The 16,486-nt window shown below is 61.7% G+C and carries 18 protein-coding genes and 1 pseudogene; 9 read left to right on the forward strand and 10 right to left on the reverse strand.

Translation table 11 applies throughout. The annotated features are described in order from the left end of the window. Positions 1 to 93: 93 nt before the first annotated feature. From FJT57_RS14630 to FJT57_RS14645, 4 genes are all read right to left on the reverse strand, one after another. Positions 94 to 744 carry a DUF502 domain-containing protein gene (locus FJT57_RS14630; RefSeq protein WP_144906509.1) on the reverse strand — a complete coding sequence of 217 codons (651 nt, stop codon included), beginning with the start codon at positions 742 to 744 and terminating at the stop codon, positions 94 to 96. A 316-nt stretch (positions 745 to 1,060) separates the two neighbouring features. Beyond that, positions 1,061 to 1,588: a CNNM domain-containing protein gene (locus FJT57_RS14635; RefSeq protein WP_144906511.1), complete on the reverse strand. Its 528-nt coding sequence runs from the start codon at positions 1,586 to 1,588 to the stop codon at positions 1,061 to 1,063. A 132-nt stretch (positions 1,589 to 1,720) separates the two neighbouring features. Next, complete coding sequence (locus FJT57_RS14640; RefSeq protein WP_203229200.1) at positions 1,721 to 2,344, reverse strand: metal-dependent hydrolase; 624 nt, start codon at positions 2,342 to 2,344, stop codon at positions 1,721 to 1,723. A 149-nt stretch (positions 2,345 to 2,493) separates the two neighbouring features. Beyond that, the gene (locus tag FJT57_RS14645; protein ID WP_144906514.1) at positions 2,494 to 2,751 is read right to left on the reverse strand and encodes a hypothetical protein; all 258 of its coding nucleotides are present in this window, start codon (positions 2,749 to 2,751) and stop codon (positions 2,494 to 2,496) included. Between FJT57_RS14645 and FJT57_RS14650 the strand changes: the two genes are divergently transcribed. The 6 genes from FJT57_RS14650 to FJT57_RS14675 all read left to right on the forward strand — a co-directional run bounded on the left by FJT57_RS14650 (position 2,738) and on the right by FJT57_RS14675 (position 8,929). Further along, the gene (locus FJT57_RS14650) at positions 2,738 to 3,304 is read left to right on the forward strand and encodes a hypothetical protein (RefSeq protein WP_144906516.1); all 567 of its coding nucleotides are present in this window, start codon (positions 2,738 to 2,740) and stop codon (positions 3,302 to 3,304) included. The genes FJT57_RS14645 and FJT57_RS14650 overlap by 14 nt on opposite strands. A gap of 218 nt (positions 3,305 to 3,522) precedes the next feature. Continuing rightward, a complete protein-coding gene (locus tag FJT57_RS14655) occupies positions 3,523 to 3,996 on the forward strand; it encodes an NUDIX hydrolase (protein WP_144906519.1) in 474 nt (157 codons plus the stop codon). Next, positions 3,993 to 6,521: a DNA mismatch repair endonuclease MutL gene (mutL, locus tag FJT57_RS14660; RefSeq protein ID WP_238994011.1), complete on the forward strand. Its 2,529-nt coding sequence runs from the start codon at positions 3,993 to 3,995 to the stop codon at positions 6,519 to 6,521. Before FJT57_RS14655 ends, mutL begins: the two co-directional genes overlap by 4 nt. A gap of 151 nt (positions 6,522 to 6,672) precedes the next feature. Continuing rightward, positions 6,673 to 7,632, forward strand: a complete 960-nt coding sequence (gene kdgK1, locus FJT57_RS14665) for a bifunctional 2-dehydro-3-deoxygluconokinase/2-dehydro-3-deoxygalactonokinase (protein WP_144906521.1) — start codon at positions 6,673 to 6,675, stop codon at positions 7,630 to 7,632. Positions 7,633 to 7,645: 13 nt separating this feature from the next. Next, on the forward strand, positions 7,646 to 8,347 hold the full coding sequence (locus FJT57_RS14670; RefSeq protein ID WP_144906523.1) for a DUF6663 family protein: 702 nt from the start codon (positions 7,646 to 7,648) through the stop codon (positions 8,345 to 8,347). Between the two features lie 153 nt (positions 8,348 to 8,500). Continuing rightward, positions 8,501 to 8,929: a CopG family ribbon-helix-helix protein gene (locus FJT57_RS14675; protein WP_144906525.1), complete on the forward strand. Its 429-nt coding sequence runs from the start codon at positions 8,501 to 8,503 to the stop codon at positions 8,927 to 8,929. Between the two features lie 105 nt (positions 8,930 to 9,034). On the opposite strand, the gene FJT57_RS14680 is transcribed toward FJT57_RS14675, so the two are convergent. Then, on the reverse strand, positions 9,035 to 9,580 hold the full coding sequence (locus FJT57_RS14680; protein WP_144906527.1) for a zinc ribbon domain-containing protein: 546 nt from the start codon (positions 9,578 to 9,580) through the stop codon (positions 9,035 to 9,037). 162 nt (positions 9,581 to 9,742) lie between these two features. On the opposite strand from FJT57_RS14680, the gene FJT57_RS14685 reads away from it, so the two are divergent. Then, entirely contained in the window at positions 9,743 to 10,570 is an 828-nt protein-coding gene (locus FJT57_RS14685) for a ZIP family metal transporter (RefSeq protein ID WP_144906529.1), read from the forward strand. Here the strand turns inward: FJT57_RS14685 and FJT57_RS14690 are convergent. Both FJT57_RS14690 and FJT57_RS14695 read right to left on the reverse strand, forming a co-directional pair. Continuing rightward, a complete protein-coding gene (locus tag FJT57_RS14690; protein WP_162524373.1) occupies positions 10,567 to 11,967 on the reverse strand; it encodes a sulfatase family protein in 1,401 nt (466 codons plus the stop codon). The genes FJT57_RS14685 and FJT57_RS14690 overlap by 4 nt on opposite strands. Before the next feature lie 208 nt (positions 11,968 to 12,175). Further along, on the reverse strand, positions 12,176 to 13,213 hold the full coding sequence (locus tag FJT57_RS14695) for a tyrosine-type recombinase/integrase (RefSeq protein ID WP_197052409.1): 1,038 nt from the start codon (positions 13,211 to 13,213) through the stop codon (positions 12,176 to 12,178). Positions 13,214 to 13,719: 506 nt separating this feature from the next. Between FJT57_RS14695 and FJT57_RS17025 the strand changes: the two genes are divergently transcribed. Next, positions 13,720 to 14,073 carry a MarR family transcriptional regulator gene (locus tag FJT57_RS17025; RefSeq protein ID WP_231554257.1) on the forward strand — a complete coding sequence of 118 codons (354 nt, stop codon included), beginning with the start codon at positions 13,720 to 13,722 and terminating at the stop codon, positions 14,071 to 14,073. Between the two features lie 107 nt (positions 14,074 to 14,180). On the opposite strand, the gene FJT57_RS14705 is transcribed toward FJT57_RS17025, so the two are convergent. After that, a complete protein-coding gene (locus FJT57_RS14705) occupies positions 14,181 to 14,603 on the reverse strand; it encodes a hypothetical protein (RefSeq protein WP_144906533.1) in 423 nt (140 codons plus the stop codon). A gap of 78 nt (positions 14,604 to 14,681) precedes the next feature. Beyond that, complete coding sequence (locus FJT57_RS14710; protein WP_144906535.1) at positions 14,682 to 15,032, reverse strand: hypothetical protein; 351 nt, start codon at positions 15,030 to 15,032, stop codon at positions 14,682 to 14,684. 212 nt (positions 15,033 to 15,244) lie between these two features. Between FJT57_RS14710 and FJT57_RS14715 the strand changes: the two genes are divergently transcribed. Continuing rightward, positions 15,245 to 15,790, forward strand: coding sequence for a DUF7504 family protein (locus FJT57_RS14715; RefSeq protein ID WP_144906537.1), 546 nt, complete (start codon positions 15,245 to 15,247; stop codon positions 15,788 to 15,790). A gap of 152 nt (positions 15,791 to 15,942) precedes the next feature. On the opposite strand, the pseudogene FJT57_RS16465 reads toward FJT57_RS14715, so the two are convergent. Further along, a pseudogene (locus FJT57_RS16465) lies at positions 15,943 to 16,486 on the reverse strand (hypothetical protein); the annotation flags it as partial.

Consider the following 16,486-nt stretch of genomic DNA (forward strand, 5'->3'; position numbering starts at 1 on the left):
GACGGACGAGTACTCGGTACTCTCTGACCTACACGTTCGGTCTAGCGGTCCCCTCACCTCGGCTATCGATGGACGCGAACGCCTGTAAGCGAATTACTCCGCCGATCTTTCGAGTTTCGGGAGCGTCGAGGTCGTCTTGTCCGTCCCAATCCCGCTCGTGACGATGAGCCGCATCCCCCGTCGGACACTCATATCGATTTCGTGGATCTGATCGTCCGGGAGCAGCACTAACCGACCGGCGGTCGGGTTCGGACTGTGCGGAAGAAACACGTTGTGCAGTTGTTGGCCCGCGACGTCCTCGGCGACGGTGGGGCTCTCGCCAGTAACGAGGCCGATCGAGTAGATGTTTTCCCGCGGGTATTCGACGAGGACGACGCTTTCGTACGCCGTATCCCGATCGACGAGCGAGTTGGCGACCTGCCGAACGCCCACGTAGATCGTACTCACGAGCGGGATCACGTTCACGACCCGACCGAGGTTCCCGAACATTTCACGTCCGATGCGTTGCTGCGCGAGATAGCCCAGGACCGTGATCGCTCCCAGAATCAGCACGACGGCAAGAACTTGAGCGACGATCTCGATGTTCGCCGTGTACTGTGTGAGGCGCGTTCCTTGGACGACTGGATTGACGAATTGGAGCGACCAGTTGACGAGGAGACGGAGAATGTACAGCGTGACTACGAGGGGAGTGAGTAGAATCAATCCCGCGAGGAAGCTACTCTTGATTCGGGCTGAAAACGTCATATCTGGACTACAGACACCCGAGTGACAAAGCCGTTCACAAGGATCGGCTTCGATCGACGAACCTCCGTCTCTGGTGCCTTTCTGTCGATTTAGATGAATTACTCTTCCACGAAAGTGGGCCGAGGCCGATCAATCTATACTCCGACAGAAGTCCCGATGGCTCCGGCGAGTAACTCGGCACAACACACGCCGAGCAGGTACCGATCCCGCCCCCTCCGTCGCTTTTCGTCTACAAAAGCACCCACGTGTTCGAGAACCGTAACTTGAATTGTCACGAGAGCGCGACGGACTGTATCCATAGCGGCGCGCCAATCACTCACTCGTCGACGTGCGTCTTCTCGATTTCCGGTTCGCCGCCGATCAACTCGTTCAGCGCCCGCGTGATAAAATCGAACACGGCCACGATCGGGAACAGCGCTCGTTCGACGATCGAGATCGGCGTTGCGACCCGAAGCGCCCACGCCGGTGCGTTCCCCAGTCCGTAGGATTTCGGCACGATCTCACCGAAGATCAGGACGATCGCGCTCGCGACGACGGTGGCGACCGAGACGGCGATGACCGGGGGCAGATATTCCGTCGCGAGCAGCGTCGTCAGGCTCGCAATCGCCACGTTGACGACGTTGTTGCCGACGAGGATCGTCACGAGGAGTCGATGCGGGTCGGACCGGAGTTCGCGTAGGACCGCCAATCGACCGTCGCTCGCCGACGTCGACGTCGACGCCGACTCGGTGAACCACTCCTCGGGGAGCGTGAAAATCGCCGTCTCGCTGCTGGAAAAGAACGCGCTCACGCAGACGAGAACGACGATCACGCCCACCGCCGCGCCGAAAGATACGAGTACCATACGATGGGGAACAGGGGCGGCGGGGAAAAGCACCCGCTTGACGGATGGTGCTCGATACCCTTGCACTGACTGAATAATCGCTGGACAAGCGTTCGTATGTCTCCGAGCGATTCACCGCCACCGATCCGCGACCTAGCGGAAGTCGTCTATGAACCGCGCCGGGAGCCGATCGGCCAGCCGAGTCGGCAGAGCGTCGACGACCGCTTGTGTGACGATCACCATCGGCTTTCGCAACACTGCGTACACCGCTGAGACCGCGACGGCGGCGATGACGCCGGTTTCCGCGAGGCCGTCGAGGGCGTAGATGGCCGGAAGCCCGAACGCGACGGCGACGGCGAGGTCCTCGGGCGCGCCGTCGTAGCGGACCCACCGACGCGGGGGGATCCAGCGGCTGTGGTAGTGGCTGTAGACCGCGCGCTCGGAGGTCCCGAGCCACGGTTTCAACTCCAGCCCGCCGCCCAGGGCGTCCATCGCGGAGTGTAGCGCCGCCGCCGCGAGAAACAGCGCCGCCGCGAGGGCGAGGGGTGTCGGCACGGCGACGGCGATGGCGGCGGCAGCGACGGCGGCGATCGAGAAGTACACCGGGAAGTGCAGCGTCTTCCGGTGTCCAGCGTAGAGGTCGAAATCAGGGAATAACCCCCCGAGTGCGGCCGCTGCGACCGGGAGCAGAGAGCTCCCCGCGGCGCTCTCCGGAAAGATCGCTCCGACGAGAAGTGCGAGCACGACGCCAGCCAGCGCGTGCGTAGTTGCCATCATCATCGGGTCGTACGTGAAACAACAGTATCATCGTTTCGCGAGCCGTGTTACCACGGCTATCGTCGCGGCTGCAAGTGTGGATTCGCCCGATCGAACGACTGCGTCCGGTCGGCAGGCCAATCAGTTACAACCGCTACGACAGTAGTTATCTATCGACGCTGTTCTGGTGGTTCCTCTTTTCTTCTCTTTTCTTCTCCTCTCTTCTCCTCTCTCCTCCTCTCTTTTCCTCTCTCCTCCCTCTCCTCCTCTCTTCCCCTCTCGTGTTCTTCGCCGCTTTCTCGGCGTCGGTTCCGATACCGCTCGCTGTCGACTGCCCTTTTTGCCACCGCGGCCGTATCCGTCGGTATGCGCTGGTCCTTCCGGTCCGTCACGCCGACGCTCTTCGCCAGCGCGATGCGGATGAGCATCGCGATCATCCTCGGATTCGGCCTCGCGACGGCGAACGTGAGCGTCGTCATCAACGCCGTCGTCGCCCTGGCGGTCACGTACCTCCCGGCCGTCCTGCGCCGCGATTGGGGGCTTCGCCTCTCGCCGGGGTTGACCGTGATCGTGACGCTCGCGGTCTTCTTACACGCGGTGGGGATGCTCGGTCTCTACGAGGACGTCTGGTGGTACGATCATCTGACGCACACGCTGTCTGCGGCGATCGTCGCCGCCGTGGGCTACGCGGGAACCCGAGCGCTCGATCTCTACTCGGACGCCGTGTCGTTTCCGCCACGCTTTCTCTCGCTGTTTCTCCTGCTGTTCACCCTCGCGCTCGGCGTCCTCTGGGAGGTGCTCGAATTCCTCGCACGGATCGGCGCAATGTCGCTCGGCGTCGAGGCCGTGCTCGTCCAATACGGGCTCGAAGACACGATCTTAGACCTCGTTTTCGACACCGTGGGTGCGATCCTGGTCGCGCTCTTCGGCACGCAGCGCCTCTCCGAACTCGCCACGGAGTTACACGACCGCTTGTCGTAGGACGCAGCAGGACTCTGCGGTCCCCCCACAGCGGGGGGAGCGGTTCCACTCTCGCGACTGTCGGGACCGGTAACGATTAGGCGACGAACACACAGAGTACGCACGATGAGTCGGAGCGAGCGCTCATGCGGTTCGTCGGCCGTCGATGCTGGCCAGTTCTCCCGAGGAGCGGAGAGTGATCGATCCCCCTCCTCGGCGGCCATACGCGAGGTGGAACGGTGACCGACGAACACCTCGAAGCGACGATCAGTCTCCGCGGCGTGCTCTTTTCGCCCCGCGGCGACGTCCTCGTCGTCCGACGGGCCACAGACGACGAGTGGGAACTCCCGGGCGGACGACTCGGACCGCAGGAGGACGCTCCGGCGGGAGTCCGCCGCGAGATCAGCGAGGAAACGGGCCTCGACGTCGACGTGGGGCGACCGGTCCACGCCGCCTCGTGGCGCAACGATACCGACCGAGGACGGTTCGCCGTCTACTACTGGTGTACCGTCTCGGAGGCTGAACCCGAGAATCGGGACGAACTGTTGGACGACGGATACGAACGGGGCAACGACGAGCGGAGCCGCGAGCCCATCGCGCTCAGTCACGAACACGTCGACTACGAGTGGCTCCCGCCCGAATCGGCGATCGAGCGGTTGAGCGACGTGCAGACGCGGGCGGTGTCGGCGGCGACTGAGGTGTACGAGCCGTGACCGGGGACGAATTCGCCGGAGGCGACCAGCGCACGGAGGGGCGTCCGACGATCCGCGAACTCGACGATCGGACGATCAGACAGATCGCGGCCGGAGAGGTCGTCGAACGGCCCGCTTCGGTCGTCAAAGAACTCGTCGAGAACAGCCTCGACGCCGACGCGGAGCGGATCTCCGTCGCGATCGACGCCGGGGGGACCGAGGGCGTCCGCGTTCGCGACGACGGCGTCGGGATGGGCCGCGGGTCGGTCCAGCGCGCCGTCGAAGAGCACACGACGAGTAAGATCGAGGATATCGCCGACCTCGAAGCGGGCGTCGGGACGCTCGGATTCCGCGGGGAGGCGCTGCACACCATCGGCGCGGTCTCGCGACTCACGATCCGGACGAAGCCGCGTGCGCCCCGTGGCGGTGGGGCGGAGAGCGACGACGGTGACGGAGCGAGCGATGGTGACAGCAGCGCCGACGGCGACGCCGCCGGAACGGAACTCCGCGTCGAGGGCGGCGAGGTGACCGACGTCGGCCCCGCCGGGTGCCCCGAGGGAACCGTCGTCGAGGTCGACGACCTGTTTTTCAACACGCCAGCGCGCAAGAAGTTCCTGCGCACGACCGCGACAGAGTTCGACCACGTGAACGCGGTCGTCACGCACTACGCGCTCGCGAACCCCGACGTCGCGATCTCGCTGGAACACGACGGCCGCGAGGTGTTCGCGACCGAAGGTCGCGGGAGTCTCCGATCGGCGGTGCTGGCGGTGTACGGCCGCGAGGTGGCCGAATCGATGATCGACGTCGCGTACGGCCCTTCGGCCGATCGAGCCGGTTCGACCGATCGACCCGCCGGAGACCACTCGACAGACCGACCCGACCCTACCGACGATCAACCCGATACCGCCGCCGACGAGTCGATCCCGGTCGATCACGTCCGCGGATTGGTCAGTCACCCCGAGACAAACCGGAGCACGCGCGAGTACCTCGCGACGTTCGTCAACGGCCGCTACGTCACCGATTCCGTGCTCCGACAGGCCGTCCTCGACGCTTACGGCGGGCAGTTGGCGGGCGATCGCTACCCCTTCGCCGTCCTGTTCGTCGAACTCCCGGCCGACGCCGTCGACGTGAACGTCCACCCGCGGAAGATGGAGGTGCGGTTCGACGACGAGTCGGGCGTTCGCTCGGCAGTCACCGACGCGGTCCGAAGCGCGTTACTCGAAGCGGGGCTGATCCGGAAGACGGCACCGCGGGGCCGGTCGGCGGCGGACGAGACGGAGATCCAGCCGGAATCGCCCAGCTCGGAAGTCCGCGGCGGCCCCGGTCACACCCCGCAGCCGGGATCCGACGCGGGCGGCGGAGACGAGTCGCGCTCGCCGCGCGAATCCCTCGATGCGTCGGTCGCTGAATCTGTATCCGAAACGCCCGTTGGGAGCCGATCTGCGGACGACGAAGACGTTTCGGCGGGAGGAGATGTCCCGAAGGGCGGACCTCGGACGGAGCGTACGGAACCGACGACTGAATCCGGCGGAGGGTCGACCTCCCAATCGGATGATAGTGCTGGCGTCGACGATCCTCGGGGTCCCCGAGTCGATGAAAACCGCGGGAGACCACGAACTGACGAGAGCGCACGCGCTCGGACGGTCGACCCGACAGACGACGACACGTGGTCGGTCTCGGAATCTGGGCGTGGCGGCCGCTCCGTGGGACCGAAATCCGGCGACGTCGACGCCGACACAGACGCCTCCGACGCGGGGTCGAGACTGCCTCCGGGGTTCGATTCGTTGGGGTCCGATACTCCCGGCGATGCCGACGGCGGCTCGACCGACGCCGACGAATCTCCCTCTGAAGCCTCGCGACCGACGGGAATCGTCGGCCCGACCGTCCAGCGCGATCTGCGGGGGGAGGCGGCGACGCTGGAGCCGCGGTTCGACTCGCTGCCGTCGATGCGGATTCTCGGGCAGCTGCACGACACCTACGTCGTCGCCGAGACCGAGTCGGGACTGGTGCTCGTCGACCAGCACGCCGCCGACGAGCGAGTGCACTACGAGCGCCTGCAACGCGAGTTAGCCGGAGACGTCGTGACGCAAGCGCTCGCGGAGCCGGTCGAACTGGAACTCACCGCGCGCGAGGCCGCGCTGTTCGACGAGTTCGTCGATGCGCTGTCGAGTCTGGGCTTTCGCGTCGGGCGGGTGGACGATCGGACCGTCGCCGTTGAGTCCGTCCCCGCGGTCTTCGCCGCGACGCTCGATCCGGAACTCGTTCGCGACGTCCTCTCGGCGTTCGTCAGCGAGGCGGATGGCGAGCACGGCGGCGAAGAAACGGTCGCAGCCGTCGCCGACGACCTCCTCGCGGACCTGGCCTGTTACCCCGCCGTGACCGGCAACACCTCGCTCACCGAGGGGTCGGTCGTCGACCTGCTCGAAGCGCTCGACGCGTGCGAGAACCCCTACGCCTGCCCGCACGGCCGCCCGGTCGTCATCGAGATCGACGGCGACGAGATCGGCGATCGATTCGAACGGGACTACCCGGGGCACGGCGGTTAGGGCCTCTCGGTATCGTTTTCGAGCAGCGGCGTCGTGATCGGGACGACAGATGCAGACATCGCGATCGGAGTGGCAGAGACAGACGTCGTGATCGAGTGAACAAACACGACCGACAATCGCTATTATGTACCACCTGCGGTAAGAGGGGAGTATGACGGACCTCGTGACGTTCGGCGAGACGATGCTCAGACTCTCGCCGCCGCGCGGAGAGCGCCTCGAAGGAACGCGCGACCTCGACGTACGGGCCGGGGGTGCCGAGAGCAACGTCGCGGTCGCGGCCGCGCGACTCGGCTGCGACGCGACCTGGCTCTCGAAACTTCCCGACTCGGCGCTCGGCCGCCGAATCGTCTCGGAACTGCGCGGACACGGCGTGCGGACGGACATCGCGTGGGACGAATCGCCCGCGGCCCGCCTCGGGACGTACTACCTCGAATATGGCGGTGAGCCGCGCGGCACCGACGTCATCTACGATCGGGCCGACGCGTCGGTGACGACCGCGACGCCGTCGGAGCTCCCCGGCGGCTCGTTCGAGGACGCCCGGCTGTTCTACACGAGCGGGATCACCCCGGCGCTGTCGCCGACGCTGACGGAGACGACCGACGCGCTGCTCCGGGCGGCCACGCGAGCGGGCGCGACGACCGCCTTCGACTTGAACTACCGCTCGAAGCTGTGGACGCCCGAGGAGGCCAAGGTCGGCTACGAATCCCTGTTGCCTCACGTCGACGTCCTCGTCGCCGCCGAGCGCGACGCGGCCACGTGTCTGGAGCGCGACGGCGACGCGGTGGAAGTCGCCAACGGCCTCCGCCGCGACTTCGATTTCGAGACGGTCGTCCTCACCCGCGGCGAGAACGGCTCGCTGGCCGTTCACGACGGCGAGGTGTTCGAACAGGACGTCTACGACGTCGAGACGCGCGATCCGATCGGCACGGGCGACGCCTTCGTCGGCGGATTCCTCGCGAAGCGCCTGCACGGTGGCGACGTCGCCGAGTCGCTCGCGTACGGTGCCGCGACGGCGTCGTTGAAACGCACCCTCGACGGGGATCTGGCGGTCGTCACCCCCGAGGAGGTCCAGTCGGTCATCGACGAGAGCGCGGGCGGGATCTCGCGGTGAGCCGGGAGCGACGATGACGCCCACGACGAGCGGTCGCTACCGGGTGCTCGGGCGGCCGCGCGAGCCGACCGAACTGCTGCTCGTTTCGGTTGGTGGATCCGAGAACACGGGCGCGGAAGACGGAGGTCCACCGTCGGACCTGACCGCCGAGCCGACGTTTGATTCGGTTTCCGAGCCGACGTTCGATCCGGCGTACGTCGAGACGACGGGGTACGAGGACGACCTCGCCGACGACGTGGCGTCGCTCGCGGCGGGCAATCTGATCGACGCGACGCTCGCCTGGACCGACGGGGGGCCGCGGTTTTCGTCCCTCGACCTCGTCGCCGAGAGCGCCTTCGAGTTCTACGACGGCGTCACCGGTATCTTCGAGGCGGCCACGGAGACGTGGATGGTCGCCGAGGCGGACAACGCGGCGATGAACGGCCGCCTGACGCGCAACACCGACGGCGAACCGAACGGCGCACTGTACGTGTTCGCCGAACAGTCAGGTGCACGCGACCTCTTCGAGGAGTTTCGGACCGGGGTGACACCGTTGGATCCGCTCGTTCGACGGGCCGACGAGGGCGAGTCGGTCCCGGTGGAACTCGAACAGCCGCGGGCGGTCTTCGTGCTTCGTCCGATCGACGAACCGTTTCTCGTCGTGTACGTGGTGTTCCGGCGCGACGGCGTGTTGGCGGAGACGATCCGCTCGACGTACGAACGCGGGGCGATCTGAAGTCGTCTCGTTCTGTCCCGGGATACTCGGTATCGACGTCGATCCCAACTGACCGCATCCATCGGATCGGCCACATCCCCTCGCATCCCGTCGTGTGTCGTTGGTTTCGGCACGTTACGAAGAATTAATATCTTCACGCAGTCAAGTTAATATATGACCGTTGTCAGCGTCTCGATGCCCGAAGGGTTAGTCGATCGGATCGACGCGTTCGCCGAAGAGCACGGGTACACCGGCCGCAGCGAAGTCGTCCGAGAGGCCTCTCGTAACCTCCTCGGCGAGTTCGAGGACAAACGGCTCGAAGACCGAGAGCTGATGGCCGTCGTGACCGTCGTCTTCGACTACGAGACGACGAACGTCGAAGAGCGGATGATGAAACTCCGCCACGAGTACGAGTCGATCGTGGCCTCGAACTTCCATAGCCACGTCGGCGAGCACCGCTGTATGGAACTGTTCGTCCTCGAGGGCGGCCTCGAAGACATCTCGACGTTCGTCGGCAGAATCCGCGCGACGAAAGACACGCTCAGCGTCGATTACTCCGTGATGCCGGTCGACGAGTTCAGCGGATTCGCCTTCGAGGAGTGAATCAGCGGCTGCACGCCCGCCCGCACGGTTGCGCACTCGCCCCTCCGGAGACTGGTTGCGCGCTCGTCTCGGCCTCCGCACTCGTCTCGGCGGTCGGTTCCCTCGTCAATTCTCCGTGTTCAACCGCGTCGTACACCACGGACAGAAGTCCAACTCCGGATCCAACTCCTTTCCACAGTTCGGACAGTCCTCGGCGCTCCCCGCGCTGATCCCCGCTTTTCCTATCGACGTCGACCCGGTCGCGCGTCTCTCGTCGGTGACGTCCCGTCTGTCGGTGTCGACATCGCTTCCGTCGTCGATCACGCTCCCAGACCGTGTCGCGCCCATCCCGTCCGACCCTGTCGAACCCGGGCGCTGTGACACGGTTGATTGCCGCGCACGCTGCTGCGTTCGCCGGGCGAGGACGTACGCGTCGGCGATGCTCGCGATACTCACCGCGAACACGGGGGCGAGCGCCCTCGGGTCTCCGGGTTCCCCCGCCAGTAGCGCTTCGGCGGCCTCCGGCGGCACGAGGAAATACGACACCGCGACGGCAGCAACGAACCAGCCGAGCCCTCGCTGCCAGCGACGGAGATAGACGTGGCCGAGTCCGGTGGCGAACGTACCGAGCAGCGCCGCCAGCCACGGCCGCTTCCCTCGCGTCTGGTCCATACGCGTTCGTTCGGACGCGCCCGATTAGGTCTTGTGGGTTTTGGTCCCACGGGTGCGTCCGTCCCGCGTCGCCGCGGCCAGATATAAGCCGCTGCCCGGTGACCCGGTTGCTATGATCCGCGGTTCGACGCGTCGTCTCCGTATGATGCGGGTGAGAGACCGATGATTTCGGACGTCTTCGTCCGGTGGTTCGGGACGAACCCCGTCGTCCACGGGCTCGTGGGAGGGCTCGTCATCGCGGGAATGAACCTCCTCGGAGCGTCGCTGATCTTCGTCTGGCGGAACCCGACCGAACGGGCGCTCGACGGCGCGCTCGGATTCGCCGCGGGCGTGATGCTCGCGGCGAGTTTCACGAGCCTCATCATCCCCGGAATCGAGCAGTACTCGAACGGTAATCCGATTCCCGTCCTCGTGGGCGTCCTGCTCGGGGCGTTGTTCCTCGACCGTTCCGACGTTCTCGTGCCGCACGCTCACTACCTCCTGACCGGTCGGCGTCGGTCCGACGCCGCCGACCCCGGCGATTCGCTCCCGCTCGATGACGCACGACTCGTCCCGGTCGTGCTGTTCATCTTCGCCATCACGCTACACAATATGCCCGAGGGGTTGGCCGTCGGCGTCGGCTTCGGTAGCGGCGACGTCGCCGGCGCGATCCCGCTGATGCTCGCGATCGGCATTCAGAACATCCCCGAGGGGCTCGCCGTCTCGGTTGCGGCCGTCAACGCCGGACTCAACCGCCGCGCCTACGCCGTCTTCACCGGCATCCGCTCGGGCGTCGTCGAGATCCCCCTCGCCGTGTTCGGCGCGTACGCCGTTCAATCGGCCGCGGTGTTGCTCCCCTACGCGATGGGCTTCGCCGCGGGCGCGATGCTGTTCGTCATCAGCGACGAAATCGTCCCCGAGACGCACACCGGCGGTCACGAGCGGATCGCCACGATGGGCACGATCCTCGGCATCGTGGTGATGCTGTATCTGGATATCTCGCTCGGCTAAATCCCCTCGAACTGCGCGGCGAACGAGTTGTATCCGGAGGGGCCTTCCTCGGCGATCCGTATGAGCGGGTCCACGCTCCCCGTTCGGTGCCGCGCCGCCCACAGAAGCATCTCGTCTTCGAGCCGCTCGACCGTCTCGGGATGCTCGTCGGCCACGTCGGTCTGCTCCCACGGGTCGGCGTCCATCTCGTACAACTGAGACTCCGGCAGGACGCCCTCCCACATCCCGGGGTGATACGTTCTGATGAGCTTCCACTCCTCGGTTCGGACCGCCCGCTGCGCCGTGTACAGGCCGTGGTCGAACACGACGAATTCCCGACCTTCGGCGTCGGATGATTCGAGAACTGGACGCAGCGACGCCCCCTGCCAGCGGTCCGGCGTCGGCTCGCCCAGATAGTCGGCGATGGTCGGGGCGAAGTCGACGTTGGTGATAAGGTGATCTCGGAACCCCGGCTCGAACGTCGTCTCCGCGGGCGGTTTGATAACCATCGGAACGCGCTGCGTCCCGTCGTGCGTACTCCAGTGCTCCCGGTAGAGGCCGTGTTCGCCGAACTCCTCGCCGTGATCGCCCGTGAGCACGATCAGCGTCTCGTCGTACTGCCCCGTCGCTTTGAGGTGATCGAGCAGCCGCCCGACGTGACGGTCGGCGTACCGAATCTCGGCGTCGTACGCCGACAGCAACTCGTTGAGGTCGTCCCGCGACTCGATCCCCTCCTGGGAGGCACCCCGCAGCGTGTCCCACTCGCGGTGACATTCGATCTGTTCCGCTGTGGGATGCGGCGGCAACTCGACGTCGCGGAACCGATCGATCTCCTCATCGGTTCGGTTGTACGGCGCGTGGGGGTCCCAGTACTGCGCGTACAGGAAGAACTCCTCGTCGTCGACGGACTCCAGCGCCGCGATCGCCTCGTCGGTGACAGCCGCCGCCCGCGGCGTCTGGAAGGCGACGTGCCCCCACTCCGTGGTCATCTCCTCGTCCGGCTCCTGCGGCTGTCTGAACTCGTGCCAGACGTGGTAGAACCACGGCGCGGGATGGCGCGGGAACGACGAGACGCCGATCGTCCGGATCCCGTTCTGGAAGAACAGTTCCGGCAGCGTCCACCACGGCCGGTCCGGTTCGTTCTCGGTCCACGAGCCCGCCCAGTCGGTTCGGTTCTCGGGGCGATCGATCTGTTGGGACCGCTGGCCGTGGGTCTCGACGCCGTTCGCGATACCGTAGCGCCCCGACGTCAACGCGGCCCGGGACGGCATACACGGCGAATTGGCGACGTACCCTCGGCTGAAGGCGACCCCGTCCGCGATCAGGTCGTCGATGTTCGGGGTCGTCTCCCCGTGATACCCGTACCCGCTCACGTGATCCGCTCGAAGGGAGTCGATGTCGATACAGAGTACCTTCATACCGACCGAACGAGACGCTGAGCCGACATAAAACCCGGTTGTGATTTCGACGAGAATATCGTGCTTTCGGCTCGGCAACGGGACGTGTCGAGATGGGCCCTGTGGGGAGCGCCGTATTGCGGTTTCGCTACCCCTGCGTTCCCAATAGTTTCTCGAACGGGTCGAATCTCGTTCGGGTGGTTCGCCTGCCGGATTGAGCGCTGTTCGATCATAGGTCTCTGAAGTAATCGCGCCGCTGTTCTGCCTTCTCGCGGGCACTACGCCGGTCGTAATGCTCATCAAGAATATCTGTACTCGCGTTCAACCGATCCGAGACCACCCGGCGCGGGATATCGTTACGCCGGTATGCAGTCACTCGACCACTCCGAACGTCGTGAGGAGATCGAGACGAGGGACACTTACTCGCCTTGCTGAGATACGTGGCCTCACAAGTCTCCTCGTCCTTCCCGTGCGGACACTCCTCACCCAGCCAACAGGGACGTGTGACCCGATACACCTCATCTCGGAGCGTAGTCAACGCAGGACGGCCGTACTCAGATGTAAAGAGCGGAAACCGGCCGTGGTCATCGCGTGCGTTCTCACGAGGACCGTCGATGTAGTCCTCTAGAACGCGGGCCACGTTCGGGCTGATCGCATTCCAACGCTCCCCCTTCTCCTTGTTTTTCAGCGGTGTATCTGTCTCAGGTCTGTGCCGGAACTGAATTCCGGGCCGGTCAGAATCGAACTCAACATCAGAGAGATCCAGCGAGCGAATCGCCCCGATTCGTGCGCCAGTATGCCACATCAGCAGGAGAACCGCGTGAGTGCGGCTCGCGTACTGGTAGCGGTTCAGATACTCCAGAATGTTTGCAGCACGCTCAGGATCGAGTGTGGTATCACTCACGTTCTGGCCGCTGCTCACCGTCGGTAGCGGAACATCTACGCGAAGCCCCTCGCGCACTGCGTCGATCTCTTCGGCGAATCGAAGGAATGCACGAAGCGTCGACAGCTGGCCCCGGAGAGTAACCTGTTGGATCTCATCACGACCGTCACCGTGGCCCTCTCGTCTCCAAACGCGGAATCGGTAGAGACTCCGGCCATCGAGATCATTCAGATTCTCGATCTCCTCTTCTTCGCACCACTGTAGGAACGATTCGAGTCGGTACTTCTGGCCGCTCAGCGTTTGTCTGCTCAGTTCGTCGCGGCGGGCTTCGAGATACATCTCTACGCCCTCGCGCGGTGAGAGCGGTTGCAGATTATCGCTCATCAGCCTTCGAGCGGGTTCCACACCGCGTGATCCGGATGTGCCTCAGCTAAGTGAGCGAAGTACCCGCGCACCATCCGCGACTGAAACGAATACCCGTCAGGAGTCGGCTCGACAGTCGCGCCGCACTCCTTACAGGAACGCCAATCGGAGAGGATTCGAGCGCAGCGTTCACAGACGGCTGTGTGTCGCTTCGCGTCGATCCCGTCAGCGTACTCTCCGCAGTAGGAACAAGTCCCATCGGAGTTTTCACTAAGCAATACGTCTGATCTTCTGGGGCTGGAAAGCCCCGCGGTGGTTCCGTGCATAGGCGATCACGAGAACTACCGTAGGCCGTGGTACCAGCACGGCCTTTCTCGCGAACCTACGGAATCATCAACAACCGACTGAGTAGCTCTCAGCTATCGTATTCAAATTGTACTTACTTAATGGTTGCTACTAATTAGTAACTCACTTTTGGTGGGAACCAACAGGAAACATCTTTTATGTACACGGTGGTTCGAAGATATATGACCAACAGCGAAGACGGAGAGCTACCAGATTTTGAAGATATGGAAAAAGTAGTCCTTGGTGAATACCCTCCCGAATTTTCCGAAGCGGAGAAAGCTTGGCTCAAAGAAGATCCAGAGGATTACGATTGGATAACAGAGATGGATAAAGAAATTCTGAGAACTTTAGTATTTAATTTAACACTTACACCAGCAGTCATCGCAGATAATACTGGTCGGTCTAGGCCGGGAATCTCAAGACGCTTAAGCACGCTAAATGCCGGGGGATTAGTCGAAAAAGAAGGGAGAGGAAAATATTCGATAACGGCATTGGGTGTTGGGTATCTAATCCGAGGCCGGGAATCGAAAGGTTAGAGAAATGACTTTATCACAATCGCATTTATTTCGGTATATCAACTCTTGAATCAGCCGTGAGAACCCGCCTGCGTATCTGGCATTATCGGTGGCACAGCACCAGTCGGTCACTGTTCACGTCCTGCTTTCCAAAATATCCAAGCCAACCACAGGGTGATTGCAATTAGGGCGGCGAGGACGAAGTAGAAGGCCATCATTTGTTGGGCTTCCCCCTCGGTACTCAGAAGTACGGAACCTATGGTTACGCCGCCGAATAGGAGAAAGCAGATTATCGCCGAGATGCGGAGCAGTCCGGCCTGCTTTCGACGGTCATTAGCGAGGGTCTCCGCCGAACCCATACAGATAAATGCGACCGCCAGAAGAAGGAATCTTGGTTCCATCTCGATCGGCTCACTCCAACCAGTATTGAATAAGAATCCGCCGATCAAGACTAAAATTAAGAAAATCCCGAATCCGATAGGTATCACGGACCACTTATCTCCGTTTGGCTCTCTAAACAGTTCGACTCTTACCCGTTGTAGAATGTTCATATCCTACGATTGTGTCAGGCAGATGTATAACTGACGCTGGTATTGTACTGGTCCATAAGTTCCCTATATTGAACGATGTTATCCTGAACGTGTGAGGTTGTTTTTGTCACGAAATTCGGTAAACAATCCGATAATCCCACCGAGGACAAACAGACCAGCGAGAAGGTACCAGTCACCGTCAAGATACTGTAGCGTACCCATTGCGATAAAACCGGCATACAGGAGTGGCTGATAGAGTGGATGGCTTCGAACACCATTCACCGTCGCTACAAATAACATTGGAACGACGATTATCCAAAGTAGAACGGAATACAGAGTTGGTGGCCCGTAATATACGAACTCAAAATAGGTGGCTGCGCCGACCAGCACCAACATAACCAGTACGGCTCCCGGACGGATTCGATTTTGGAGAGTGCGGAGGGTAGTCATTCAGATTCGTTATTTTTCAGTGGCATATATTTATCTGCTTTCTCTCGTGGACTAATTGCAGTCACTGTACTGAGCGATTCTCTACCTTTGATTCTACGTCTTTGCCAGTGGATCAACCTTTAGAACAAATCTGCAAACTGAGCAAAGTTGTTGCCTATAAAATGAATATTAAATTATATATGCACTCTCAATAAACCGTATATTATTGACTAATGGAAGACGATTCCAGTAACGAGATCCGCCTCGTAGAACGTGGTCAATTCCGGAAAGACAAGTCCACGGTATTCACTTCACTCCCGCAACTACCCGCCAATACTCGCGTCTTACATTTAGATTATCTTTACCCACCACATGAACGATTAGAACAGTGGCAGGATCAAGACGATATATCTATTGAGGAGATTACGATTCTGTACGCAGGATATCACCAGCAACAACAAGGAGTGGTTGAAAAGTATGGGAAATCCATAGGGTGCGAAACTTCATTTAGCCATATCTCTAATCCCAAAGATATTGAACGGGCAGGCCTCGAAATCACCAAATTCTTAGATCGTCAAAATTCTGAGGAATATCCCACGCTAATCACTGTTGATTCGTTATCAGTTATGCTCCAGTATGTTTCTCTCAATAGTGTCGTTCAGTTCACTCGTCACTGCATCTCTCTATTTGAACAGAATGAGACAATCGGTCGGTTCTATATTTCTCCGCAAACCCATACGGAAGAAACGAACAATACAATCCAGTCTCTATTTTATTAGTGAACAAACTTCTCGGCCGGTACGACAGACGCTGTGTCCATTCTCTGTACTGAGCAATTCCTAGTCCTCCTATCATCGGTGATGAAATCCGTTGTGTGCACAGTTGAGAGTGTCTAACCAGTGAATACCCTGTGCAGAGACCGTATGCAAACCTAAGACCTTCCCCAGATCTCCGCGATCGGAGGCGGTCTATCAGTCTCCAGTGAAACCGGGGGTTCGTCAGGATCGTGAATATTCTCCTCTAATACCTCAAGAGAAGCAGCCTGCGAGGTCGTAACTGGCATATCCCAGTACGGGAACGCACCACAGTAATCAACTGAAACCCAGTAGTCAGTAGCCAATTCGCGAAGCGTCGCCTGTGCCCGGCCAGATTCAGTGAGTTCGTTGAGATCGGGCTCGTGTACCCACGTCTCAGCGTATTCACGAGAGAGTTCGAGTACCGTATTCTGAGACGCCCATTCAGCCGCTTCGCGAGCATCACCCTCCAATTCCTGCGATTCCGGATCTATTGCCTTCTCGATACCGCGTGATGTCGACCAGAATTGTTTATCTGTCGCCCAGTAGAGCGCGAGCTTCCAGACGGCTTCTTTTGAGTCATCTTCACCAGAGGTAAGCGATTCTCGATCCTCGAAGGACTCAGCGACGTTTGAGAGCGCGCCGTAGGTGGTAGTGTTTAGTTTGGAGCATTGAGCCAGG

Origin of the sequence: Halobellus captivus (assembly GCF_007655485.1) — an archaeon.
Lineage (GTDB): Archaea > Halobacteriota > Halobacteria > Halobacteriales > Haloferacaceae > Haloquadratum > Haloquadratum captivum.